Origin of the sequence: Ruegeria sp. (genome assembly GCF_965199275.1) — a bacterium.
GTDB lineage: Bacteria > Pseudomonadota > Alphaproteobacteria > Rhodobacterales > Rhodobacteraceae > Ruegeria.
On sequence record NZ_CBDAQX010000024.1, the window covers coordinates 200,045 to 224,237 of the forward strand.

The following is a 24,193-nucleotide window of genomic DNA, read 5'->3' on the forward strand; positions in this document are numbered from 1 at the left end:
GCCCCCGATCCCTTCCGCCTGCCTGAAGGCCCGGTGCAGATCGCCTTTTCCGGCGGCCGCTCCTCGGCCCTGATGCTGCATCATATTCTTGAAAACAATGGCGGGCTTGACCCCGACCACGTGCGGGTGATCTTCACCAACACCGGCCGCGAGAGGGAAGAGACGCTGGATTTTGTCGCGACATGCGGCACCCGCTGGGGCGTGGAGATTGTCTGGCTGGAATACCGCTATGGCAATGGTCCTCGCGCGGTCGAGGTTGATCACGCAACCGCGTCGCAAAACGGCGAGCCTTTTGAGGCGCTCATTCGCCGCAAGCGGCATCTGCCCAATGTGGCCGCGCGCTACTGCACCGCCGAGCTCAAAGTGCGCACCGCCAAGCGCTGGCTGGTGGGTCAGGGCTGGAAAAACTGGACGACGGCATTGGGTATACGAGCGGATGAACAATCGCGCTTGAAATATGATCCCAAAGAAAGATGGCAAAATTGGTATCCGCTGGCCGGGGCCGGCATTGCCCGGCGCGACGTGGCCGCGTTCTGGGCCGCGCAGCCTTTCGATCTGGCGCTGGCAGGTGAGGACGGGCGCACACCCCTGGGCAATTGCGATGGCTGCTTTCTCAAGTCAGAGGCCGTGCGCGCCGCCCTGGCCCGCGATGACCCCGACCGCTTTGCCTGGTGGATAGAGATGGAAGCGCTGGCCTCGCGCCTCAGCAACACCCCCTCAGGCGCATACTGGCGCAAGGATGGAAGCTGCGCGGAGCTGGCCGATTTCGTGGCGCGCCAGGGGGACTGGATATTTGAGACCGAAGGCGCTCTGTGCCAGGCGGAAGCGGGAGAATGTACCTAGATGAAGGATATGGATATGGAAGAACAGGACAAAAACGCCGATCCCGGCACCACAGCCCGCACCGCCCTTCTGGAGCGGCTTTCGGGGATGGAGGATGTGGAGACGATCACCGAGGCGGTAACCACGGCGCTCATCGAGACCGGGGCAAAGGTGGAAATCCCCCAGCTCGCCTGCGGCATCGTGGAAATACAGCTTTACGGCCTCGTCGCCCACGGGGGCGATCTGGGTGCGGCCTGTCTGATGTGGCTGGAGGCGGCGCGGGCGGTTCACAGTGAAGACTGAACGCCGCCAGCCCTGGCTTCCGGGTTTGACGCCCCCACCCCGGATGCGCCGCGTGATGATGCATGCCGATGACCGGGGGCAGGCTCCGGGCCTGATGCCCGGCTGGCGCACCGCAAAGGGCGGGCATTTCACATGTGGCCGCTGCGGCCATGAGGCGGGCTGGCTTTTTGACATGACCGACAGTGAAGTGCGGCGCGGTGTGCCCTGTCCGGTCTGCAACGATCCCGCACCGCCCCGGGTATAACCAGAGCAGCGGACCATGGTCCGCTGACTGATGTGGCGCAAAGCCGCTAATGTGGGCAGGACCCTTTTGCCCGCATATCTTTCCCGGAGGCCTGCTGATGATGCCCACCCCTGAAGACTGGCAGAGCTTTGCCGCGCTCCTTGCGATCCTGGGCCTTCTGGGCGGCGCCGTGGTGGCCCTGCAGCGGCTGGGTCTTTTGCGGCGCAGCGCCTCCCCGCACCCATCCCGATCCGAACCCGGGGCAGATGTCACCGACCGGCTCGACCGCCACGCCGAACGGCTGACGCGGCTGGAAGGCGCGGTGGCCGGACTGGCCAGCCGCGAGGACATTCACGCGCTGCAGCTTGCCATCGAACGCCAGGCGGGCGCGGTCTCGGAGTTGCGCACCGCCATGGAGCGCGATGCCAGGGCCGTGGGCACCCTCTCGGCCGCCATCACCCGGATCGAGGACCATCTTCTGGGAGAGAGCCGCAGATGAGCTATGCCGCAACACTGGACGCCCACCGCCGCCTGGCCATCCTCACCCATCTTTCGGCCTGTCTCGAATATGCCTCCAACTCGGAGATCCTCATGGATGTCTGCAATTGGCTGGGCATTACCACCTCGCGCGACCGGCTGGTCTCGACGCTGGCCTGGCTCAGCGAACAGGAGCTTGTGACGCTGGAGGACCATGAGGGCTTCGTTCTGGCCTCGGCCACCGCGCGCGGCGTGGATATCGCGCAAGGCCGGGCCCTCCATCCCGGCGTGAGGCGGCCCGCACCAAAGGGGCCGTGACATGCCGCGACGGCGCAAGATCGATCTTCTGCCCTCGGCCATCCGTGACTGGCTGCGCGAAGAGCTCGCCGCGCAGGGGTTTGCCGACTATGACACGATCACCGACGCGCTCAATGACCGCCTGGCCGAGAAGGGGCTGCTGGTCACGATCGGGCGCTCAACGGTGCAGCGGTTCGGCCAGGAACACCGGGAGTTCTCGCGCCTTCAGCAGGAGGCCACCGGCTGGGCGGCGGGGTGGCTGGACGAGATCGGGCTGGAAGAGGAAGCCCGCCGCCAATCGGTGCTCTTCGAGATGATCACCACCGTGGCCTTCAAGGTGATGAAAGCGCAGATGACCCGGGAGGCCGGGGAGATCGATCCGCGTGATCTGCATTTCCTGGGCCGGATGATGAAGGATGTCATGAGCTCATCGGGCTTGCGCGAGGCAATGGCCGACAAGGAACGCAAACGCCTGGCCGAGGCCGAGCGCCGCGCCGGGGGAGAACGGGCCGGGGCGGCCGCGCGCGGGGCCGGTCTCAGCCCGGATGTTGCCGCCCTGATCCGGCAGGCGGTCGAGGGTGGTGATGCATGAGGACCCTTCTGCCCTATCAATCGGCCTGGGTGGGGGACCCCGCCCCGCTGGCCGTGATCGAGAAGTCCCGCCGCATCGGGATCAGCTGGGCCGAGGCCTATCACGCGGTGATGCATGCAGGCACGGGCCGGGGCGATATCTACTATCAGAGCTACGCACGCGACATGACGCGCGGCTTCATCGACGATTGCGCGGGCTGGGCCGAGGACCTCGACATCGCGGCCGGGGCGGCCGGCGAGGTTCTGATCCATGATGAGGGCCGCGACATCCAGGCCTTCCGGATCGCGCTGGCCTCGGGCAAACAGATCCTCGCCATGACCTCTTCCCCACGCGGGTTTCGGGGCAAGGGCCGTCCGGGCGATGTGGCGGTGATCGATGAGGCCGCCTTTGTCGACACGCTCGACGCGGTGCTGAAAGCGGCGCTTGCGTTTCTGACCTGGGGCGGCCGGGTGCGGATCATCTCCACCCATAACGGCGAGGCCAACCCGTTCAACACGCTGGTGCGCGATATCCGGGAGGCTCGCCAGCCGGGCACGCTCCACCGGGTGACACTGCGTGACGCGCTCGCTCAGGGGCTCTATGGGCGGATTGCACAGCTTACCGATCAACCGCTCACGCAGCCGGCCGAAACCGCCTGGGAGGCCGCCATCCGCGCCCAATATGGCCGCCACGGGCCGGAAGAGCTCGACTGCGTGCCTTCGGCGGGCGGCGGGGCCTGGCTGCTTTATGATCTCATCCGCGCCGCCTCACGCGACGCGCGCGCCGGAAACCCCGACCATCGCGGCTCCGGTCCCTGCTATATCGGTGTTGATGTGGCGCGCCGTCGCGACCTCTGGGTGGCCGCCGTGCTGGAAGATGATGGGGGCACGCTCTGGCTGCGCGAGATTGTCACACTGGACAACAAAACCTTTGCCGAACAGCGCGCCGAAATGCGCCGTCTTGCGCGCGCGCACCGCCCCTTGCGCATCCTGGTCGATCAGACCGGCATGGGCGAGGCGGTGGTCGAGCAGTACCAGGAAGACCATGGCGCGCTCACCGTGGAAGGGGTGCTCCTGTCGGCGGCCCGCAAGCTCGATGTGGCCGGCGCCCTGCGCGAGGCCTTCGAGGATCGCCGCATTCGCATTCCCGCCGATCCCGCGCTCTGGGATGATCTGCATTCCGTGCGCGCCGAACCCTCGGCCTCCGGGGCGCCGCGCCTTGTTGCCGACCGCAAGGACAGTGACGGGCATGCCGATCGCTTCTGGGCCCTGGCGCTCGCGGCCTTCGGAGCCGCCTCGGTGGCAGGACCCTTCGAGATGCGGCCGGGTCCGCAACTCAGCTCCGCCGGGCTGGGCGGCGGGCCAGGCGCGGGCGCGGGCTACCGCGCCGATCCCGATCTTGACATCATCCGCTCGCCGCTGGCGGGCCCTGTTGGCTGGAGGTAAGCCATGGATCCCCGTGACAGCGATGTGCCCAAGCGCCCCGATACCGCAGAGCGGGCCGCACCGGCCCAGACCGCCCGGCTGGGCGGAACCGGCATCTGGGGTCAGACCGCAGGCTGGCTGGAAGGTCTGGGCAGCGCGCTGGCCGGCGGGCCGGGCGGCTTTGGCGCTGTCCCGGGCGATGACGCCGGACTGGACGCCGCCGAGATCGCCCTGACCGACAGCAAGGCCACCGCCGTGCTGGGCCAGCGCATCGACGGGTTGCTGGCGGCCCCCCTGACAATCGAGCCCGGCGGGACGCGCGCGCGGGACGTGGCGGCCGCCGACGATCTGCGCTTGCAGTTGGGCGGCCTCGACATGAACCGGGTCAGCCGGGCGCTTCTGCACGCGATCTGGTATGGCTATGCGATCTCCGAATGCCTTTGGGCGGTGGAGGGGCACCGCGTCCGGCTGGTCGATATCCGCAGTCGCGATCCGCGCCTCATCCGCCATGACCGGACCACGCTCGAGCCGCTGCTGATCACCCGGAGCCATCCGGCCGGGATCCCGCTGCCGCCAGCAAAATACATCCTGCACCGCACCCCGCCGCGCCATGGCGGGCAACCCTTCGGGCTGGGGGCCGCGCATTGGTGCATCTGGCCGGTCTGGCTCAAGCGGCAGGTGCTGCGCATGTGGTCGGTGGCGCTGGAGAAGTTCGGGGCGCCGGTGCTGGTGGGCAAATACAGACAGGATGCACTGCAACCGGAGATCGATGCGCTGCTGGCAATCATGGGACAGGCGGTGACAGCCAGTTGCATCGCGCTGCCCGAGGGCCAGTCGGTGGAAACGCTGGCCGCCGCCCGCTCCGGCGGCTCGGGGGGCGGGGCCGGCTCGGGGGGCGGAGACTTCCGCTCCATGCTGTCCGCTCTGGACCGCATGATCGCCGAAGCGGTGGTGGGCCAGCACGCCACCTCCGAGATCGGCCAGCATGTGGGCACAGCCAGGGTCCAGAATGAAACCCTTCAGGCCCTCATCGCCAGTGACGAACATCGGCTTTCCGAATGCCTGCACGCCAGCGTGGCCACATGGCTCACCCACTGGAACTTTCCCGGGGCTGCCGTGCCCCGGCTTTACCGCGATACCGCGCCACCCGAGGACCTCGAGATCCGCGCAAAACGCGATTATTACATCACCCAGGCCTCCGGCCTGCGCCCCGCGCGCAGCTATATCGAAGAGACCTATGGTGGGGTCTGGGAAGAGCCGGCCCCCCGGCCCGACAGGCCGCCCGACATGTCTGATCCCACCGCAGAGTTTGCCGCGCCGCCCGGCGGCGCCCCGGGTGATGCCATCACCGGGCTGGTCGGCCATCTCATCGGCCCCGATATTGCCGCAGAGGCCGCCGCTGCCACGCTCATTCCCGTTCAGGGCGCACTGGATGAGGCGGAAACGCTTCAAGCGTTGCGCGACCGGCTGGCGGAACTGGCCACCCACCCAGCCGCCGAAGCGCTGGCCGGGCTTTACGCGCGCGCTGATTTTGCAGCCCAGCTCGCAGGCACCGCCGATGCGCCGGTGATGCCCGAAAGCGATCCGGAGGCGTGACCCCATGGCTGACCCGATCGATCTCACGCCACTGGCCACCGCCACAGCGCTTCAGCCCCGGGAAGCCATAGAGTTCTTTCGCGCCAAGGGCTACGCCCCGCCTGAAGGGCGCTATTCCTGGCGCGACTGGTGGGGCGCCTCCCATGCGCGCGGCTTCGTGGTCGCCAAGGCGATGCAGGACGATCTGCTGGCCACGATCCGCGAAGCCGTGGACGAGGCCATCGCCGGGGGCTGGACCATGGAGCAGTTCCGCGCGGCGCTGGAGCCAAAGCTCAAGGCCGCCGGATGGTGGGGCCGCAAGAGCATGACCGATCCGCTCACCGGCGAGACCCGCATCGTACAGCTTGGCTCGAAACGCCGCCTTGCCGTCATATTCGACACCAACCTGCGCACCGCATATGCCGCCGGACGCTGGATGCGCATCCAGCGCACCAAAGAGGTCTTTCCCTATCTCGAATATATCCAGCTCCAGCGCGCCAGCCGCCGCGCGGCGCATCAGCCTTTCCACGGGCTGGTTGTGCCGGTCGATCATATCTGGTGGGCCGCGCATTTCCCGCCCAACGGCTATTTCTGCGCCTGTACCACCCGCCAGCTCTCCGCCCGCGCGCTGGAACGCCGGGGCCTGACCGTCGCCACCGAGCCACCAATGGAAACCCGCAGCCTGACCGATCCCCGCACCGGGCGCAGCCTTGAGGTTCCCAAGGGCATCACGCCGGGCTTTGAGACCAACCCCGGGGCCACATTCCTCGCCGAGCAGGGCCGCCATGATGCCATCGCCGAGGGCCTGGACCCGGTGGCGCGCGGCATCGAACTGGGGCTGATCCACGAAGCCCGCGCACGCGGCCTCAGAACCGGCAATGAACATCTCGCCGCCATCGATCTCGACGCCGACACCCCCGTGCGTGGCGGCAATGCCGCACCCGTGGAATGGGTGGAGGGCGCGCGAGACCGGGTCGACTTGTCTCCGGAGATGCTCGACATATTGAGAGACCCGGCCCGCCGTATCGGCGTCGTGCACAATCATCCCGATTCCGCAGCCCTGTCATCTGTTGATCTTGAGCAGCTGGAAAAGCGACCCGGCCTCGTGCGCGTCGTCGCCGTGGGCCATGATGGCTCGCTCTTCCGCGCCACCGATCCCCGCCCCGGGCTTGGCCACACCGCCAATCGCCTCTGGCAACTGGCCACGCTGCGCATCAACGAGCAAGCGGCCGGTCTCGACATGAACGCCCCCGCCATGCAGCGGCTGGCCTCCCATGCCGCCGCCAGCGCACTGGACCGCGCAGGCTACGTCAACTATGCTCACGCCATCGCCGGGGGCAGCCGCGTCAACCTGATGCGCTTTGGCGAAGACCGCATGGAGCAACTGATCGCAGGACTTCTCGAATGGCTGGTTTCCTGACATGGGAAGACCTCGAAAGGCACGGTCTCACCGAGTGCGACCCACGCGATCGCGAAGAGCTCGATGATCGGCTGTTCGGTGATTTCCTCTACGATCATGAGCCAGGGCAATCCGTGGACTGGCTCCGTCAAACACTCAAATCCGGCAAACCGACCTGCGGCGCCGGATTCGCCGTGGAACTGAGATGCTCCATCGGGGCTGTCAGAAACGGCCTGCGGTTCCCCTGGGGTGCGGGCCTGCCCGAACCCGCAGAGATTCACCGATTGCGGGATTGCGTCCGCGAGGCCATTGCGCAGATCACCGCATGGGTCGAGGGTCACGGTATCGACCGCCTTGATACCCCTGAGGAAGAGGCCGCAGCCCGGCATGGATGGCCTGATGCCGTGGGCAAGGCCTGGACACCGCAATGGGACATCCTCGGGATCGAACCACCCAACTGGTGGGCCCGTTCCTGAACCGCCCCAACACAGGCCCTAAACGCATCTTCAAAGCCCCGTTAAACGCCAATGCCACGCGCTCTGACCGATCGGCGCAATCCGGGTGTTCTGGCCTGCGCAGATCGTGGAAAATACGCTCGATTCCGGGCCCTGAAATGCGAAGAAAAAACCAGCGTTTTCCGGCGATCTGAACCACTGAGCGGTCGAGATTGGGCAAATCACTGTCGCAAGCCCGATTTTGAGCCCTCATCGTCACGCCTCCTCAAGCACCCGAAAAACCCCTTATTCTGCGCGGTTTAACGCCCCTCATCCCAGATAGGCCCGGATAGGCCCGGATAGGCCCGATTGAGCATTAATTCCTGACTTCCGACCTTTTTGTTGATCTGACTGGGTTTTTGGTTTGTTTTCAGGTGTGGTTGCTCAGAGGCGCGTTGTAGTGCCCCATTATTATAAAAAGTATTGACATGGGCCTTCAGATGGCTAACCTCTTCGCCCATGTTCATCCGCACCAAACATGACGCAAAGCTCAACCGCACACGGATCCAGATCGTTGAATCCGTCCGCACCGGCTCCAAGGTACGCCAGAAGATCCTGCGCCATGTGGGTGTGGCCCATAACGACAGCGAGATTGAGGATATCAAGCGTCTGGCGGGCCGCTTGATGGAGCAATTACGCATTGATCGCTCGCCGCAAATGGAACTGTTCACGCCCACGGAATATGCCGATCTGCAGGCGCTGGTGCGCCGCGCTCCGCGGCCGGACAAGCTTGGCGTTGATCTTGCCGAGTGCCGTGAGGAGGCGCGGGTCTCTCTGGGTCTGACTGGGTTGGGGGGCCCTTCTGGGGGCGGCGCGTAAAAGTGCCAATCGCATTGTGAAAGAGCTGGTTATGGCGCGGATCGCACAGCCCGAGAGCAAGCGCGCGACCGTGGAGGCGTTGGAGAACCAGGCAGGCATCACGCTCAATCTGGACGTGGTCTATCGGAGCATGGATTACATCAATACGCCGGTGATAGACGGGATTTGCAAAACCTCTCACGCGGCGGCAGAGAAGTTGCTGGGCGGGCCAGTGACCGTGCTGTTCTACGATTGCACGACCCTGGCCTTTGACACCGAGCGCGAGGACCCGGCCGAGGATGCGGACGGGGTCGAGCAGGATCATCTTCTGGCCAAGGGCTTCAGCAAGGATGGCAAGCATCACCGCGCTCAGGTCATGCTGGCGCTGATCGTCACCTCCGATGGGCTGCCTGTGGGCTATGAACTCTTCCCGGGAAACACCTGGGAAGGTCATACGCTGGAAGCTGCGCTGAAGGCGTTGGAGGGACGCTTCGACGTGGCCAGGGTCACGTTCGTGGCCGATGCCGCCATGCTCAGCAAGGACAACCAGCAGATGTTGCAGAACAAGGGTCTGCCCTACATCCTCGGCTATCGCATGAAGTCCGCCCCGGCCGCCGTGAAGGCGAACATTTTGAGCCCGGAGGGACGCCAGCCTTGGGCTGGACACGGTTCTGAAGAGGCAACCGAGAAGGGCTGGTACAAGGTGATCGACCAGGAGGGAGCGCGGGTCATTGTGACCTGGTCACCCACCCGGGCACGCAATGATGCCCACAAGCGCGACAAGGCAATCGAAAAGCTGCACAAGAAGCTCAAGCGCTCTCGCAAACCCGGCAGCTTCAGCAGCCGGGGATATGGCCGCTTCCTGGCCTTCCCCGACAGCGGGGACGTCACGCTGGATGATGCAAAGATCAAGGCAGCGGCACAATGGGACGGGCTGCATGCCATTGTTGTTCATGGTGCGGACGAACTGGAGGCACAGGACGTCATTGCCCGCTATCACCAGTTGTGGGAGATCGAAGCCTGCTTCCGCACCAACAAGCACGATCTGAAAATCCGGCCCATCTATCACTGGTCGCCGCGTCGGGTCCGGGCCCATATCGCCATCTGCTACATGGCCTTCTGCTGCCTGCAGCACCTGCGCAAGCATCTGGACCTGCTCGGACACCCGATGAGCCCGGCTCGTATCCGCAACGAGTTGAACGCATTGCAGCTCTCGATCCTGCGCCACAAAGGCACCCCTGACCGCTACGGCATGCCAAGCCATGCCACGGTCGATGCCAGACGCATCCTCACCTGCGTCGGCCTGACCTGGAACGAAGCCCCTTTCAAGATACCCCCCGGGCGCACCCGAAAAACTGGCCAGACCAAAGCCTGAGCTCCCTCAACACTCCGAAACAATCGCTGGCGAAAAAAGTCCGTGTAGTGCCTTTTGGCAACCAAGGCATAATAATATCAATGACTTATACGAAAAAATGTCGGAAGTCAGGTGACCGATCGGCGCAATCCGGGTGTTCTGGCCTGCGCAGATCGTGGAAAATACGCTCGATTCCGGGCCCTGAAATGCGAAGAAAAAACCAGCGTTTTCCGGCGATCTGAACCACTGAGCGGTCGAGATTGGGCAAATCACTGTCGCAAGCCCGATTTTGAGCCCTCATCGTCACGCCTCCTCAAGCACCCGAAAAACCCCTTATTCTGCGCGGTTTAATGCCCCTCATCCCAGATAGGCCCGGATAGGCCCGGATAGGCCCGATTGAGCATTAATTCTGTCGTGGCACATCATGCTTCGTTTCGCAACCGTACTTGCCGTGATCGCATCCCCAGCCCTGTCCCAGCAGGCCAGCGTGGCTGGCACCGATGGACAGAACGCGCTGGGTACGGTTCCCTGCGCCGGCAGAGCCGGTGATCCGCTGCAAAGCTGCAACGCCGAGCTGCGCCGCCGTGATGATGGCACCGCAACATTGGCCGTGATGTTGCCCGGTGGTGATGTTCGCAGAATTTACTTCACCGATGGCATTCCGGATTCCAGCAGCTCGCCCTCACCGATCAACCATGAAGTTCGGGGCGACATCATGGTGATTTTCATCGAACCCGGCGAAGTGTATGAACTGCCCAAGGCCGCACTGAACACTCAGTAGGCGTGAGGCTTCCCGTCGTAGGTTTCGAAACAACCTGTGTTGTCCAGCGACAGCGCATCGAAACGCTCCATCAGGCCAGCGACGGCCTGATCCACATGGATGTCCGCCGCTGAGCCACCCATGTCGGTCTTCACCCAACCGGGGTGATAAATGCCCACTGCAATCCCATCCGCCTTTAAGTCGGCCGCCAGATTACGCCCCAAATTCAAAGCCGCCGCCTTGGAGGCGCGGTAGATGTAACTGCCGCCCGGCGCGCGGGTGTGCGAGGCCATCTGAGACGACATGATCGTAATCCGTCCGCCAGCCGCGCGCAGATGGGGCAGCAATGACTGCACAGTCAGAAAAACGCCAGTGACATTGGCCGCAAAACTCTGCGCCCACATCTCGGCGGGGTAGTCATCAATGCTGTGACCTTTGTCCAAATAAACGCCCGCATTGCAAATCAACAGGTCGACGGGCTGCCCTTTTAGCTGGTCAGCCATGGCCGCTTGATGCGCCGGATCGGCTACGTCTAATTGAACTTCGGCACTGCCATCCCGCGCAGTTCCCGTAACCTCATGACCCTGCGCGCGATACCGCTCTGCCAGAGCCCGTCCAATTCCCCGATTGGCTCCGGTAATCACGATATGCATAGGTCAGTTTGTCTTTCTGCTGGGAATAAAGGGCAGTGGCGCAACCGGCACCCCGTCTTCGATCAGGGATTTCGCCTCATCCGGTTTCACTTCGCCATAGATCGAGCGTTCTGGCGCTTCGCCCAGGTGCATCTTGCGCGCCTCCGAAGCGAAGTCATGGCCCACATAGTCCGAGTTTTCTTCGACCTTGCGGCGCAGTTCGGCCAAGACACGTTCAACTTCAGTAGGGGTGCTGGTCACGTTGATATCATCCGACAACGGTTTTGGCATTTGCGCCGTCTTCTGGGCATCCCGCGCAGGCCGGACACGCGGAGTCATGATCGCCTTTTCAACATGCGCACATCCACATACCGCGCATGTCACCATGCCCGAGGCTGCCAGCTTGTCGTAGGCTTCGGCAGATTGGAACCAGCTGTCGAAACTATGGCCTGTCGAGAACATTCTGAATTGTCCGGTGTAGGTAACATGCCAATTGTCCGCTTCAGTTGATTGCGCGGTGGCCCAATTCGGAGGGAGCCGTAGGCGACCGTAGATTTGGGCCACCGCGTTCGCGCCACGTCGAAGCGGGTCACGCGACTTTGTGTTTGCTATCCTCCTGTGTGATGGGTGATCCGTCAGGCTGGTAGCGGCCAATGCATCTCGGGCCGTGGAAGATGACCAGTTGACCATCGGGGTATTCGTGGACCCTGACCTTCGCCTTGACGAAATGATGACGGTGCCTGTCTGCCGCGATCTGCATGACCAGGCCCTTGTAGCGCACCGTATTGTCGTTGCCGACGACGCGGTCTTCCTGCACACACAGGGTGTCGCGCACATTGCCTGTAAACGGCACGAAGGCCGAGGTCGTATCCTCCGGCTCCTTTGCAAACAGGGCATTGTGTTCGGGAAGATAGACCTCTTTCAGGAACTGATTGGCCTCTTCAATGGTTGTGATCCCATGGGACCGCAGTTCCTGCGGCAATCGGTTCTGGAACGTGCCAAACATGCGTTCAGACCGTCCACGGGCCTGCGGTGAATAGGCCGGGATCAGCTCAATGCCGAGTTGCTGCAAGGCGCGCCCGACCTGGGTCAGATTGTCCTTGTCCACTTTGCCGCCCGCTTCGGGCGTATGCCAGTAATGAGAGCCCCGATCGGCATAGAGCGAGCAAAACAGACCTTGCGCCTCGATCACCTCTGTCAGCCCCTGAAAACTGCTCATCGTCCCTTCTTCCTCGACAAAGAATGCCGAATAAACCCGGTTGGTGGCATCGTCCATGGTGACGATCAGATCCCACCACTGACCCGGAACCCATTCATGGCTGGAGCCGTCCTGATGCAACATCATGCCAACCATCGGACGGCGGGGCCGCTTGCGCCGATGGGCACCTCGTCGGGGTGCTGCCTGAACCCGGCCGTGGCGCTGCAGTGTAAGCCGCACCCAGTTGTAGCTCTGTGTGAAACCATGGTGGGCCACCAGCTTCTCGTGGAAATGCTTCGGCGTGTAATCCCAGTACTTGGTATCAAACAGTTCAAGCATCTCCATGACCTTATCCGTGGCAACACGATTGTTGGCCAGTTTGCCAAGCCGACGGTCGTACAGACCTTCTGCACCATCCGCCTCAAATCGATCCTCCCAACGCCTGACGGTGCGCACGGATACACCCAGTATCTCAGCCGCCTGTTCTTGCGTCAGCTTGTTCGCGCTTCGCCGCGAATACACATCTTCAAACTTCATCAGTCGAACTTCCTGTAACACTTCTGCTCGGTTCATAACGCCTCCTCTCAGAGACAGAATAGAACCGGACAGATCGCATGTTACATACACCGGACATATCGCGTGTTAGCGACACTGTCGAAACTATGGCCCTTGCTGCACTTTAACGCGTACTGAATCATGGTCCTTCCAAAATGTCGGTTGGCGAATAGATACCGACCGAAACTCCAATATCAAGTCTCTCAATATTAAGTTTAGTGTATTCGGGGCGCAAATTTGCGCAAAATATCGGCAAGATCGGGCGAGTTGACTTTCGATGCGGCCTTTTGAAGCGTACACCATTTGCGTTTCCGTTGCCCTATCTCAGGAAAACGACTCTGAACCTGATCCACATGCAGCGGGTAGACTTCCACCGCACACAGAACCGGACCACGCTTAGCGCAGGTTTTGGCCATCGAGAACTGGCCAAGCTTGACCGGCACACATGTGCCAATCACACCCGCCTCTTCCCATGCCTCCTGAGCCGCGGTTTCCGAGGCGCTTAACCCATCAATCAACCAACCCTTCGGGATGATCCAGCGCTGCGCCTTGCGGGAGGTGATCAAAAGAACCTCAGTATGACCCCGCGACAGGCGATAGCACAAAGCGGCTGCCTGAGGCAGGACCGGCACCTGCCCCATATTGAGGTCTAGACTGGACGCCCGAGAAACTTTCATCGCGCCACACTCACTTTCGCATCAGATCAGTGCCTGTATACCGCGTCTTCTGTTAAGCTTTTATATCGCGGCCTGTTAAACTTAGTATACCACATGATGCGGCAGCGACCAAATTTAACCGCTACAAACGCGCGCTGAGCCTGCGAACCAGAACATCGTGCGAGATATCTGCGTCCATCGCCAGCCGGCGCAAACCAAAATGCACATGGGCGATCTGCTGGTAGTAGCGGGTGTAGATGTAATTCGTCCCGCCCCCCGCAAGCGCCCCCAGAACCGGTACGGATTGCGCCGCAAGTTTCTGACCCAAAACAACCGATAGCTTCGGAGCCACGGCTGCAATCAATTTCTTCATCGCGGGGCCTGTCAGCGTGAGGCGCACGGAAAAGAACCCCAAATCGGCTCCGTCATCGTGTGACAACGGACCCGCTGCCGCCAACACCCGAACACAGTCGAATTTCACGTTTTCTTCAGCCGGATCAAAGCCTTCGCGCGCTGCCGCGCCCTGGATTGAGCGCAACAGCATGGCCGTGGTCGCCGGCAACTCGACCAAGGCGGTGGACAGGCCACCCAATCCGCCCGCAGCGCCCATCGCCGTTGTCACGGCAGTGTTCACCCAAGGGGCCTGATCGGGCACGACCTGCCGCGATCCTTGTGCCGCCTGCATCGCCATCCAAAGGGCTTGCTCGGTCGCTCCGGTCAAGCCGTCGCGCAAGGGTTCGGGCAGTTGGTCCAGCAGCGATTCCGCGGACCCGCCCAAAGCATTGAGCAGTTTGACACCCGCCCCACCGGCCGAGCGGTAGTGTTTCGCCAAGCGATCCAATTCCGCATCAGCGTCGACACTGTCGATCAGTACAACATCCTGCATCCGAACCCTCCGTTCCTTGAAAGATCGGTATTTCGGCGCGGTGTTTCAATAGCTCAGCGCGTCCAGCGGGTTACGGCTCCGGCAATATTGTCCCACTTTCCGGGGCTCAGAGCCATGCCCAATACACGCTCTGGGTTGGTTGGCGGGGGCATCTCAACCCCCCTCAATGGCGTGAAACCAAAACGGGCGTAATAGGGCGCGTCGCCGACCAGCATGACCCGGTCCCAACCCTTTTCCCGCCCCGTTTCGACGCCGGAATGGATGAGGTAGCCGCCAAGTCCCTCGCCCTGATGCGTGGGGTGAACTGCAACAGGACCCAACAGCAAGGCGTCATGATCACCGACATGAACAGGCCAGAACCGGATCGCTCCGGCCAGAATTCCCTGCCCATCGCGCGCAACCAAAGACAAACCGGCCACCGGAGGTACATCATCGCGCAAACGGTAAGAGGAAAGCGCCTCGCGCCCCGGCGCAAAGCACAGATCATAGAGGGCCTCGACCTCCCACCAATCCTGCGGCTCTTCCGGCCTGATCGCGAAGTGCTGCACGCCTGCCCTCTTTTCCTAGCTGGCAATCGCCCTAGCACTTCGTTACGCCTTGGGCAAACGCTTGGAGACCATATGTTCTATCGCCCCGAAGACGGCCACGGCCTGCCGCACAACCCGTTCAACGCCATCATCACCCCGCGCCCCATCGGATGGATTTCATCGCGTGACGCAAATGGGATCAACAACCTGGCGCCTTACTCATTCTTCAACGGGGTCGCCTACACCCCGCCCCAAGTGATGTTTGCCACAACCGGAACCAAGCACGATCAGGACGGCGGCAAGGACAGCATCGCCAATATCGAGGCAACGGGCGTATTCTGCGTGAACATCGTAGCCTTTGCCCACCGGGATGCGATGAACGCCAGTTCAGCCGGACTGCCAAAGGAAACCGACGAATTTGCCCATGCCGGCCTGACGGCGATCGAGTGCGAAACCATCGCTTGCTCACGCGTTGCAGATGCGCCCGCTGCGCTGGAATGCAAGCTGACCGAGATCACGACCTTACCCGGTGAGGCAAACCGCGTTGTCTTCGGCGAAGTGACCGGGGTCCATCTGCGCGATGACTGCCTGAAGGATGGTAAATTCGACGTGACGACCTTCCAGCCTTTGGCGCGGCTTGGCTACCGAGACTATGCCGTTGTCACCGAGTTGTTTTCACTGAACAGGCCTGATGATTGAGGCCTTCCCCTAGGGGGCGCTGCCCCCCGCCGCCCTGCGGGCGACCCCCCCGTGGTATTTCTAGCCAGGTGAAGCAGAGGGATCCTTCATTCATCTGGCCAACAAATATCTCGGAGCGCGAGGCAGAGCCTCGCAAATACCTCAGTGGCCGCCCAGGATGCCGGTACGGACCGAGTAGTCCACCGCCAAGCCGTAATCCGGGTCATCGTCGCTATCGACCATCAAGTGGCCCGCTTTGTTCAGCAGCTTATGGCAGTCGTGGCTAAGATGGCGCAGCATCACACGTTTGCCCGCAGCCTCGTATTTTGCAGCGACGTTTTCGATGGCCTGCAGGGCGGATTGATCGACCACGCGGCTTTCGGCGAAATCCACAATGACCACGTCGGGATCGTTCGGAACGTCGAACAACTCGACAAATCCGTCAGACGAGCCAAAGAACAACGGCCCCTGAATTTCATAGACTTTCGCACCCTTTTCCGTCTCAGAGTCGCGGGTGACGGCATGAATACGCTTGGCGTTATTCCAGGCATAGGCCAGAGCCGAAACGATCACACCGACGACGACCGCAACCGCAAGGTCTTCCATCACCGTAACGACAGTCACCAGGACAATCACGAAGGCGTCCATCAAAGGCACCTTGCGCATGATCTTGAATGAGTTCCAGGCGAAGGTCCCGATCACCACCATGAACATTACGCCAACCAGCGCAGCCAGCGGGATTTGCTCGATCAGCGGCGAGGCGAACAGGATGAAGATCAGCAGGAACAGGGCAGCCGCGATACCCGCGATCCGAGTACGACCGCCAGATTTCACGTTGATCATCGACTGGCCGATCATGGCGCAACCGCCCATGCCTCCGAAAAAGCCGGTGGCGACGTTTGCGACACCCTGCGCAATGCATTCCTGCGAGGCTCCGCCACGCTTGTTCGTGATCTCGCCCACAAGGTTCAGAGTCAGCAGGGATTCAATCAGGCCAATGGCGGCCAGAATGACAGCATAGGGCAAGATAATCTCGAGCGTTTCAAAGTTCAGCGGCACCATCGGGATGTGGAAGGCAGGCAAGCCGCCCTCGATCGAGGCTAGATCACCGACGCGTGGCACGTCCAGACCAAAGCCGATCACAAGCGCTGCAACCACCAGAATACCCGCCAGAGGGGCCGGAATGATGCGCGTGATCCGCGGCATGATCCAAATCACCGCCATGGTCAGCGCGACGAGGCCCAACATGGTATAGAGCTGCATGCCCGAAAGCCACTCGCCCGCGCTCATCCCGTGGCCGGTGTTTTCCATGGTTCCGGGGACCTTGAACTGGCCCATCTGCGCCAGAAAAATCACGATCGCCAGACCATTCACAAAGCCCAGCATAACCGGATGCGGCACAAGGCGAATGAAACGCCCCCAATGCATCGCGCCGGCAATCACTTGCAGAATGCCCATCAAAACCACGGTTGCGAACAAGTACTCGACCCCGTGCTGCGCGACCAGCGCCACCATCACGACCGCCAACGCGCCCGTTGCGCCCGAAATCATGCCGGGGCGACCTCCGATCAGCGCAGTGATCAGGCCGACCATGAAGGCCGCGTAGAGACCGACCAGAGGATGCACGCCCGCGACAAAGGCAAAGGCCACAGCCTCGGGCACCAGCGCCAGGGCAACGGTCAAACCTGACAGCAGCTCAATCCGCAGGCGCGATACGGTCAGGCCCTCATCGGGCACCCAACGGAGATCGGGCTTGGCAATACGGTTGGCAAAGCTTGCCAGCATGGCTCGGGGCATGGGACGGTCCTGTGGGTCTTTATGTTCGCGCGAAAGAGGGCCTTTTACCTGTCAAAGCACCCAAGAGATACCGCGACCAGCGGGACCCTGATATGCGTCAACCGCATAGCTTGACACCACAACTCGCGACGAAACGGTGCAAATGGCTGAGACCACTTGCCAATTTCGCCTGCGACCCGCAGAGTTTTCCCGCATGGATTGAGCAGCGGAGACCCAATGTGACCCAAACAAAAATCGCCGTCATCGGCGGATCAGGCATTTACGACATCGACGGGCTGGAAAATGCGGAGTGGGTCCGGGTCGATACGCCATGGGGGGCGCCCTCCGATGAGGTGCTGACCGGCTCATTGGACGGGGTCGACATGGTGTTCCTGCCGCGCCATGGGCGTGGACACATCCATTCACCGACCGAAGTCCCCTATCGCGCCAATATCGACGCTCTGAAGCGGCTGGGGGTGACGGATGTGATCTCGGTCTCCGCTTGCGGATCGTTCCGCGAGCATATGGCGCCGGGAGATTTCGTGATCGTGGATCAGTTCATCGACCGGACCTTTGCACGTGAGAAAAGCTTCTTCGGAACCGGCTGCGTCGCCCATGTCAGCGTGGCGCATCCAACCTGCCCGCGCTTGTCGAATGCCTGCGAAGAGGCCGGAATAGCCGCTGGCATCACCGTGCATCACGGCGGCACCTATCTGGCGATGGAGGGGCCGCAGTTTTCGACCCTTGCCGAGTCCAAGATGTATCGCGAACAGTGGGGTTGCGATGTGATCGGCATGACCAACATGCCAGAAGCGAAACTCGCCCGCGAGGCCGAGCTTTGCTATGCCTCGGTCGCGATGGTCACCGACTATGACAGCTGGCACCCCGATCATGGCGAGGTCGACGTGACCTCGATCATCGCAACCCTCACCGGGAATGCAGAAAAGGGCCGGGCCTTGGTCAAAGGGCTACCGGCCTTGTTGGGCCCGATCCGCACACCCTGCCCGCATGGGTGTGACCGAGCCCTGGACCACGCGATCCTGACGGCCCCGGAAGATCGCGACCTTACCGTGCTGGCTAAGCTGGACGCGGTGGCGGGCAGGGTTCTGTAGCCTTACTGTGGGGACAGATTGTCCTGTACGGTCTGCCACAAGCCATGCGACCAGAGATCATTGTGAGTGCCGCCCTCGATCATGAACAATTGCACTTCACTTCCTTCGGCAAGCGCTGTTCCGTGATGCGGCGGGACCACAACGTCCTCGTTACCGTGGAAGATCAGCGTCGGCACCTCGATCTGGTCGATAATGTCGCGTGTGGCGAACTTGTCGTGCATGAGAAGTGAGACGGGCAGCCAAGGGTAGCGCTCGGCCGCGACATCAACGGTTGCGGTAAAGGGTGCTTCCAAGACCAGCAGTTCCGCATCGGGGCGCTGCGCAGCAACAGCCGCTGCGATGCCGGTTCCAAGGCTCTGACCGTGGAGCACAACCGATTGGCCCTGTGCGATTAACTGGTCATAAAGGGCCAGACCGTCAGCGACGAAAGCGGCCTCGGACGGAGTGCCATCGCTGCCGGGGAACCCTCGATAACTGGGCGCGAGCAGACCGAAGCCGCTGTTCAGGATTTCACGCATCCGGTCCGCGCGGTCCCCCAGATTACCGCTTTGCCCGTGGAAAAACAGAACGGTCGGCGCACCCTCAGCCACTGCAGGCGCGGACCAAACCGTCAGGTCGGTGCCATCCGACATGGGCAGCGACAGAACCTCGACATCCGCCAAACCGACCGAGCTGGGTTCAGGCAATACGCCGGATGGTTTGAACAGCAGATCGCGCTGATTCACATACATATAAACCACGGCCAACACATAGAGCGCCGCGATCACAGCAATCAGGACAAACGCGCCTTTTCTCAGCCGCGCTGTGTGGTCGTGCGTTAGGTTCTGAGTCTGCTCCATCAAGGCCTCCGTTCATCCGTCTTATCAGTGTGGGCATCGATGCGCGGGATTCAAGAGCGATGTATCAGGCTTAATCCGGCCTTTAGAATTTCTGGGCGAGGCTGAAACCGCTTGACGCCTGCTCCGTGTGAGGGCTTGCTGCGAGGCGAACAGGAACAGGATGACCCATGTCTTTAGAACTCTGGCTGGCTTTCGTGGCCGCATCGACCGCGTTGCTGCTGATCCCCGGACCGACCGTGCTGCTGGTTCTCAGCTATGCGCTATCAAAAGGGCGCAGCGTGGCGGTTGCCTCGGCCACCGGGGTTGCCGTTGGTGATCTTGTCGCAATGACAGCGTCTCTGTTGGGGCTGGGCGCATTAGTTCTAGCATCCGCGACGTTGTTTTCCGTTTTGAAATGGATCGGGGCTGCCTATCTGATCTGGCTGGGTATCAAACTGTTGCGCAGCGCGCCGTCGGGCGGGTTGGACCCACTTGAAACAGGGCGAGACGTCACCGCGAGTGGAGTTTTCGGGCATGCGGCGGCAGTTACCGCCTTGAACCCGAAATCGATCGCCTTTTTCATCGCCTTCGTCCCGCAGTTCCTGCGCCCAGCCGAGCCGTTGGGCCCTCAATTCACGATCCTGATCGCGACCTTCGTGGGTCTTGCTTGGCTTAACGCTCTCGCTTATGCGCTTTTGGCTGATCGACTGCGGCTCATGATCGGGCGCGCTGGTGTGATCAACGCAATGACACGGTTCGGAGGTCTGGCTCTGATCGGAATGGGTGTTGCCACGGCTGTTCTGCGGCGACCCGCCTAATCGTCTGCGTGTTCTTTCATGAATCCGCGGATAAAGCGGCGGATTTCGCGTGCAGCTGACGTGTCCAGCTCTTTGCACAATTCGACAAAGGCATCACGTTCGTCCTTGTCCAGACGCAACACCAACTGACTGTTTTTCTTGGTAGAACCCTTACCGTCTTTCTTCGCCACGCGCCTTAATCCCGCAAACTACTTGATTCTCTCCGCGATGCAATGTATATACATAGCATATAGGATGTAGATATCGGGCACCTAACAACAAAAAAAGGATTTTGGCAATGAACCTTCATGCGGCTCAGGCATTTCTTTTGCGAGACCAGCGCAATTGGCGCAAACCTCACCTGTCGTGGCTGCCCGCCACGCTGTACCGGTACTACGGGCTTTCAAAGGCCGTCCCGAACCGACGCAGATAGGCGCAGGCGGCATTCTATCCTTGCAAGGCTGACCCCAATGGGCCAAACACCCCAGCGTGTTCTGATGTCAAAGGGGTGCCTCATGTCTAGAAACAACTCGGTCAAAGATTACATCCGAACCATCGTCGATTTCCCTCATGAAGGGATCATGTTTCGCGACGTCACCACCCTGTTTGCCGATCCGCGCGGATTTCGCATGGCCATCGATCAGATGCTACACCCCTATGCGGGCGAGCGGATCGACAAGGTCGTCGGGCTTGAGGCGCGCGGTTTTATTCTGGGCGGCGCAATTGCACACCAGTTGAGCGTCGGTTTCGTTCCCATCCGCAAAAAGGGCAAGCTGCCCGGCACCACGATCAGCCAGGACTACAAGTTGGAATACGGTGAGGCGATCGTCGAGATCCATGATGACGCCATCCAAGCAGGCGAGAAGGTCTTGGTCGTCGATGATCTGCTGGCAACCGGCGGCACCGCGGGTGCTGGCATCAAACTGATCGAGCGGCTGGGGGGTGAGATCATCTCTTGCGCGTTTATTGTGGATCTGCCCGAGCTCGGTGGGCGCAAAGTGCTTGAGGATATGGGCATGGATGTTCATGTCCTATGTGAATTCGAAGGTCTGTGAGCCGAAAAAACTCACATATTATTGTATTGAAATTTGAAATAGCGCTGGCTTAGCGCTGTTTAGCAACTGTTCAAGCCAATTCTTTGCGCTCAGGACGTGATCCGAACGCGTCGCGCGCCGTACCCCGATTGATGCTGCTTGAAGCATTTCTAATTTGGGAGACCACAAAATGTTCCGCAAACTCGCAGTCGCCAGCGTCGCAACAATCTTGTTGGGCACGTCCGCAATGGCAGATGGCCATGGCAAAGACATCGTCGATACCGCCGTCTCGGCCGGTAGCTTCGAAACTCTCGTCGCCGCCGTTCAAGCCGCCGAACTGGTAGACACGCTGAAAGGCGAAGGTCCGTTCACCGTGTTCGCCCCGACGGATGAAGCCTTCGCAGCTCTGCCCGAAGGCACAGTGGCCGATCTGTTGAAGCCCGAAAACAAAGACCAGCTGGTTGCAGTTTTGACCTACCATGTGGTGCCGGGCAAAGTGATGTCGGGCGATCTGTCCGATGACATGACCGCAGCCACGGTGCAAGGCGGCGATATCACGATCGACCTGGATTCGGGCGTGATGGTTAATGACGCCAACGTCGTTCAGGCCGATATCGAGACATTGAACGGCGTGATCCATGTGATCGACAAGGTCATTCTGCCCGCGTCGTAAAGCAGTCAGACACGGTCCGAACCGTCCGGGCCGTGTCTACGCCTTCAGGATGGCTCCGGTATTCATGATCCCTTTTGGGTCCAACGCAGCCTTGATCCCTCGCATCGCCTGAAGTTTGACGGGATCGCCATAGCGCTCCAGGTCCTCGACTTTCAACCGCCCTACCCCGTGTTCCGCGCTGACCGAGCCGTCAAACGCGTGAACCAGATCGTGAACCGCACTCTTCACCGCTTTGCGGTGATCATCAAAGGCATCGCGGCTCTGCCCCTTGGGCGGGAAGACGTTGTAATGAAGGTTGCCATCGCCCAAATGCCCGAAACAGTTGATACGGAACGGACCTAACGCACCGATCACCTCGGCCCCTTGCCGAATGAAGTCGGGAATGGTCGAAATCGGGACCGAGATATCGTGGCTTGAGACGGACCCGATCAGGCGATTGGCCTCAGGGATACGCTCACGAACAGCCCACAGCGCGCGGCGCTGCGCCTCGCTCTGGGCAATCACGCCATCTTGGACAAGGCCCCGAGGCTCCGCAGCAGCGAAAATCGCCTCCAAACGCTCAGACGCGGTCTGTCCGGCCGCCAATCCAAGCTCGATAAGCACGCTCCATTCGGGCGGAGTATCGAATGGCTGGCGAACATCGGGCAGCACCTCGGTCAGGAAATCCAACCCTTGCCGGTGGATCAGTTCAAACGAACTGACCGTCTCGCCCACCAAATCGCGCGCAAGGGCCAGCAGGTCGATCGCGGCCTCGGGCGAGGCCACTTGAAACATCGCTGTCCCTACCTCAGCCGGACGTGGAAACAGCTTAAGGGAGACGGCGGTTATGATCCCCAGCGTCCCCTCGGACCCGATCAACAGATTGCGTAGATCATAGCCCGTGTTGTCTTTTCTCAACCGGCTCAGCCCATGCCAGATTTCACCGCTGGGCAACACCGCCTCTAGCCCAAGGCACAGATCACGCGCATTGCCATATCGCAGCACATTGACGCCCCCGGCATTGGTCGCAAGGTTGCCTCCGATCCGGCACGACCCCTGCGCGGCCAGAGAAAGGGGAAACAGCCTGTCCGCCGCCTCTGCTGCGGCCTGTACATCCTCGAGAACGGCCCCAGCCTCGGCAATCAGAACGTTTTCAGTTGGATAAACCTCGCGAATGGCGGTCATACGCTCCAGCGAGACCAGCAAAGGTGCCGGACCGGAGATCATGACCTGACCGCCCACCAAGCCCGTGCCGCCGCCATAGGGCACAATCGGCACGCGCGCATCCGAGGCAAGCCGTACCAGCGCCGCCACGTCCTGCACGCTACGCGGCAGGGCCAGCAGCCCAATTTCGCCGGCAAACCGGTTGCGCGGCTCTTCCAGGTAACGTTCAGAAACCGGACGCAACGCATCATCGCCCAATTCAGCGCGAATAGCGTCAGCAAGCTTGGCATCTGCGGGGTTCAAATCCATACGCCTTCCTTGCCCAACATGCGCGCGACCGGCAAGCCCTATTCCAGATCGATCAGATATTGCGGCTCTAGCACGACAACTGTGGGCCGGTCCGGCAAACTGCGCAGCGAGACGGTCAGCTCTGACACACCATCGCGCACAACCGGGAAGTCATTGCGAATATCGACGAGAAAGCGATCCAGCGAGAACCCCGAGAACCAATGCATTGGAATAATCACCGAGCTTTTCAGCCGCTTGAGGACCGAGATCATCTCGGGCAGAGGCATGGTTGTCCCGCCATCAACGGCCGCCATCACAACATCCAACCGCCCCAGCGCGGCAAACTGCTCGTCAGAGGGCACGTGATGCAAATGCCCCAAGTGACCGATGCACAGCCCTTCGACCTCGAACACGAAAATCGAGTTTCCCTTCTCCTCGACCCCACCATAGGACGACCGGATATCGGTCGAGACATTGCGCACCAGCATCTCGCCCAGATCCAGATGATGGTCGATCCCCTGCCCGAACTCACCCCACCCCGGCAGCACATGCGGAATGGCTGGGTCCGGGTGCGCCGTCCAATGGGTGCTGTGCGCATGGTTCATCGTCACGACATCGGGGATCAGATCAGCGCTGCCGATGAACCCGGTGAAATCCGTGACCGCGTTCAGCCCACCCGCAGTCTGAATCAGAAAGGAGGCATGCGCGATATAGCTGATCCGCACCGAAAACTCCGGCACCGGATCCTGCCACGCTGCCTTGTGCAGATATTCAATCCCAGGTGCTGCATCAGCTATGGCTATGCAATGGCTCGGCCGCCGCTCCTGCGCCGCAGCCGCACCCGAGAGAAATATCAATACAGCCACAATCCAGCGCATAGGAAGAGTGTAGCGCATCCCTCCGCCAAGTCATGCCCCTTGTTC

At 61.4% G+C, this 24,193-nt stretch carries 30 protein-coding genes; 18 read left to right on the forward strand and 12 right to left on the reverse strand.

Going from position 1 to position 24,193, the window contains the following annotated elements; genetic code table 11:
* The first annotated feature begins 33 nt into the window (after positions 1 to 33).
* From ACOERD_RS25855 to ACOERD_RS25900, 10 genes are all read left to right on the forward strand, one after another.
* Positions 34 to 843, forward strand: a complete 810-nt coding sequence (locus ACOERD_RS25855) for a phosphoadenosine phosphosulfate reductase family protein (RefSeq protein ID WP_419738330.1) — start codon at positions 34 to 36, stop codon at positions 841 to 843.
* Positions 844 to 1,125, forward strand: coding sequence for a hypothetical protein (locus ACOERD_RS25860; protein WP_419737720.1), 282 nt, complete (start codon positions 844 to 846; stop codon positions 1,123 to 1,125).
* Positions 1,115 to 1,369, forward strand: a complete 255-nt coding sequence (locus ACOERD_RS25865) for a hypothetical protein (RefSeq protein ID WP_419737721.1) — start codon at positions 1,115 to 1,117, stop codon at positions 1,367 to 1,369. Before ACOERD_RS25860 ends, ACOERD_RS25865 begins: the two co-directional genes overlap by 11 nt.
* 49 nt (positions 1,370 to 1,418) lie before the next feature.
* A complete protein-coding gene (locus ACOERD_RS25870) occupies positions 1,419 to 1,847 on the forward strand; it encodes a DUF2730 family protein (protein WP_419737722.1) in 429 nt (142 codons plus the stop codon).
* Entirely contained in the window at positions 1,844 to 2,143 is a 300-nt protein-coding gene (locus ACOERD_RS25875) for a hypothetical protein (protein WP_419738329.1), read from the forward strand. Before ACOERD_RS25870 ends, ACOERD_RS25875 begins: the two co-directional genes overlap by 4 nt.
* A 1-nt stretch (position 2,144) precedes the next feature.
* Complete coding sequence (locus tag ACOERD_RS25880; protein ID WP_419737724.1) at positions 2,145 to 2,714, forward strand: phage protein Gp27 family protein; 570 nt, start codon at positions 2,145 to 2,147, stop codon at positions 2,712 to 2,714.
* The gene (locus ACOERD_RS25885) at positions 2,711 to 4,138 is read left to right on the forward strand and encodes a hypothetical protein (protein WP_419738328.1); all 1,428 of its coding nucleotides are present in this window, start codon (positions 2,711 to 2,713) and stop codon (positions 4,136 to 4,138) included. Before ACOERD_RS25880 ends, ACOERD_RS25885 begins: the two co-directional genes overlap by 4 nt.
* A gap of 3 nt (positions 4,139 to 4,141) precedes the next feature.
* On the forward strand, positions 4,142 to 5,713 hold the full coding sequence (locus tag ACOERD_RS25890; RefSeq protein WP_419740929.1) for a phage portal protein family protein: 1,572 nt from the start codon (positions 4,142 to 4,144) through the stop codon (positions 5,711 to 5,713).
* Positions 5,714 to 5,885: 172 nt separating this feature from the next.
* A complete protein-coding gene (locus tag ACOERD_RS25895; protein ID WP_419738687.1) occupies positions 5,886 to 7,112 on the forward strand; it encodes a phage minor head protein in 1,227 nt (408 codons plus the stop codon).
* Positions 7,097 to 7,567 carry a hypothetical protein gene (locus tag ACOERD_RS25900; RefSeq protein WP_419738326.1) on the forward strand — a complete coding sequence of 157 codons (471 nt, stop codon included), beginning with the start codon at positions 7,097 to 7,099 and terminating at the stop codon, positions 7,565 to 7,567. Before ACOERD_RS25895 ends, ACOERD_RS25900 begins: the two co-directional genes overlap by 16 nt.
* Positions 7,568 to 7,845: 278 nt before the next feature.
* On the opposite strand, the gene ACOERD_RS25905 is transcribed toward ACOERD_RS25900, so the two are convergent.
* The gene (locus ACOERD_RS25905; RefSeq protein WP_419740930.1) at positions 7,846 to 8,052 is read right to left on the reverse strand and encodes a hypothetical protein; all 207 of its coding nucleotides are present in this window, start codon (positions 8,050 to 8,052) and stop codon (positions 7,846 to 7,848) included.
* On the opposite strand from ACOERD_RS25905, the gene ACOERD_RS25910 reads away from it, so the two are divergent.
* The 3 genes from ACOERD_RS25910 to ACOERD_RS25920 all read left to right on the forward strand — a co-directional run bounded on the left by ACOERD_RS25910 (position 8,045) and on the right by ACOERD_RS25920 (position 10,518).
* Positions 8,045 to 8,404 carry a hypothetical protein gene (locus ACOERD_RS25910; RefSeq protein ID WP_419740931.1) on the forward strand — a complete coding sequence of 120 codons (360 nt, stop codon included), beginning with the start codon at positions 8,045 to 8,047 and terminating at the stop codon, positions 8,402 to 8,404. The two genes, ACOERD_RS25905 and ACOERD_RS25910, sit on opposite strands and share 8 nt — an antisense overlap.
* 16 nt (positions 8,405 to 8,420) lie before the next feature.
* Positions 8,421 to 9,758: an IS1634 family transposase gene (locus ACOERD_RS25915; protein WP_419740932.1), complete on the forward strand. Its 1,338-nt coding sequence runs from the start codon at positions 8,421 to 8,423 to the stop codon at positions 9,756 to 9,758.
* A gap of 403 nt (positions 9,759 to 10,161) precedes the next feature.
* Positions 10,162 to 10,518, forward strand: coding sequence for a hypothetical protein (locus ACOERD_RS25920; RefSeq protein ID WP_170377907.1), 357 nt, complete (start codon positions 10,162 to 10,164; stop codon positions 10,516 to 10,518).
* On the opposite strand, the gene ACOERD_RS25925 is transcribed toward ACOERD_RS25920, so the two are convergent.
* From ACOERD_RS25925 to ACOERD_RS25950, 6 genes are all read right to left on the reverse strand, one after another.
* Positions 10,512 to 11,150 carry an SDR family oxidoreductase gene (locus ACOERD_RS25925; protein WP_419740933.1) on the reverse strand — a complete coding sequence of 213 codons (639 nt, stop codon included), beginning with the start codon at positions 11,148 to 11,150 and terminating at the stop codon, positions 10,512 to 10,514. The two genes, ACOERD_RS25920 and ACOERD_RS25925, sit on opposite strands and share 7 nt — an antisense overlap.
* A gap of 3 nt (positions 11,151 to 11,153) precedes the next feature.
* Positions 11,154 to 11,591, reverse strand: a complete 438-nt coding sequence (locus tag ACOERD_RS25930; RefSeq protein ID WP_419740934.1) for a DUF1178 family protein — start codon at positions 11,589 to 11,591, stop codon at positions 11,154 to 11,156.
* Between the two features lie 127 nt (positions 11,592 to 11,718).
* Complete coding sequence (locus ACOERD_RS25935) at positions 11,719 to 12,900, reverse strand: ISNCY family transposase (protein ID WP_419737631.1); 1,182 nt, start codon at positions 12,898 to 12,900, stop codon at positions 11,719 to 11,721.
* Positions 12,901 to 13,097: 197 nt separating this feature from the next.
* Positions 13,098 to 13,559, reverse strand: a complete 462-nt coding sequence (locus tag ACOERD_RS25940) for an NUDIX hydrolase (RefSeq protein WP_419740935.1) — start codon at positions 13,557 to 13,559, stop codon at positions 13,098 to 13,100.
* A gap of 121 nt (positions 13,560 to 13,680) precedes the next feature.
* Complete coding sequence (locus tag ACOERD_RS25945; protein ID WP_419740936.1) at positions 13,681 to 14,424, reverse strand: EcsC family protein; 744 nt, start codon at positions 14,422 to 14,424, stop codon at positions 13,681 to 13,683.
* Positions 14,425 to 14,477: 53 nt separating this feature from the next.
* Entirely contained in the window at positions 14,478 to 14,972 is a 495-nt protein-coding gene (locus ACOERD_RS25950) for a GNAT family N-acetyltransferase (RefSeq protein ID WP_170554635.1), read from the reverse strand.
* Positions 14,973 to 15,044: 72 nt separating this feature from the next.
* Between ACOERD_RS25950 and ACOERD_RS25955 the strand changes: the two genes are divergently transcribed.
* Entirely contained in the window at positions 15,045 to 15,650 is a 606-nt protein-coding gene (locus ACOERD_RS25955; protein ID WP_419740937.1) for a flavin reductase family protein, read from the forward strand.
* A gap of 141 nt (positions 15,651 to 15,791) precedes the next feature.
* Here ACOERD_RS25955 and ACOERD_RS25960 read toward each other — a convergent pair whose 3' ends face one another.
* Entirely contained in the window at positions 15,792 to 17,426 is a 1,635-nt protein-coding gene (locus ACOERD_RS25960; protein ID WP_419740938.1) for a SulP family inorganic anion transporter, read from the reverse strand.
* A gap of 218 nt (positions 17,427 to 17,644) precedes the next feature.
* Between ACOERD_RS25960 and ACOERD_RS25965 the strand changes: the two genes are divergently transcribed.
* Entirely contained in the window at positions 17,645 to 18,517 is an 873-nt protein-coding gene (locus ACOERD_RS25965; RefSeq protein WP_419740939.1) for an S-methyl-5'-thioadenosine phosphorylase, read from the forward strand.
* A 2-nt stretch (positions 18,518 to 18,519) separates the two neighbouring features.
* On the opposite strand, the gene ACOERD_RS25970 is transcribed toward ACOERD_RS25965, so the two are convergent.
* Positions 18,520 to 19,356, reverse strand: a complete 837-nt coding sequence (locus ACOERD_RS25970) for an alpha/beta hydrolase (RefSeq protein ID WP_419740940.1) — start codon at positions 19,354 to 19,356, stop codon at positions 18,520 to 18,522.
* 167 nt (positions 19,357 to 19,523) lie between these two features.
* On the opposite strand from ACOERD_RS25970, the gene ACOERD_RS25975 reads away from it, so the two are divergent.
* Positions 19,524 to 20,153 (forward strand): LysE family translocator, encoded by a 630-nt coding sequence (locus ACOERD_RS25975; RefSeq protein WP_419740941.1) that lies wholly within the window; start codon positions 19,524 to 19,526, stop codon positions 20,151 to 20,153.
* Here ACOERD_RS25975 and ACOERD_RS25980 read toward each other — a convergent pair.
* Positions 20,150 to 20,323 carry a hypothetical protein gene (locus ACOERD_RS25980; RefSeq protein ID WP_170377890.1) on the reverse strand — a complete coding sequence of 58 codons (174 nt, stop codon included), beginning with the start codon at positions 20,321 to 20,323 and terminating at the stop codon, positions 20,150 to 20,152. The genes ACOERD_RS25975 and ACOERD_RS25980 overlap by 4 nt on opposite strands.
* Positions 20,324 to 20,647: 324 nt before the next feature.
* On the opposite strand from ACOERD_RS25980, the gene ACOERD_RS25985 reads away from it, so the two are divergent.
* Positions 20,648 to 21,187, forward strand: a complete 540-nt coding sequence (locus ACOERD_RS25985) for an adenine phosphoribosyltransferase (protein ID WP_170477435.1) — start codon at positions 20,648 to 20,650, stop codon at positions 21,185 to 21,187.
* A gap of 169 nt (positions 21,188 to 21,356) precedes the next feature.
* Positions 21,357 to 21,839: a fasciclin domain-containing protein gene (locus ACOERD_RS25990; protein WP_419740942.1), complete on the forward strand. Its 483-nt coding sequence runs from the start codon at positions 21,357 to 21,359 to the stop codon at positions 21,837 to 21,839.
* A gap of 36 nt (positions 21,840 to 21,875) precedes the next feature.
* On the opposite strand, the gene ACOERD_RS25995 is transcribed toward ACOERD_RS25990, so the two are convergent.
* Together ACOERD_RS25995 and ACOERD_RS26000 are read right to left on the reverse strand one after the other, a co-directional pair.
* Positions 21,876 to 23,291, reverse strand: coding sequence for an FAD-binding oxidoreductase (locus tag ACOERD_RS25995; protein WP_419740943.1), 1,416 nt, complete (start codon positions 23,289 to 23,291; stop codon positions 21,876 to 21,878).
* Between the two features lie 38 nt (positions 23,292 to 23,329).
* Positions 23,330 to 24,166, reverse strand: coding sequence for an MBL fold metallo-hydrolase (locus tag ACOERD_RS26000; protein WP_419740944.1), 837 nt, complete (start codon positions 24,164 to 24,166; stop codon positions 23,330 to 23,332).
* Positions 24,167 to 24,193 lie beyond the last annotated feature (27 nt).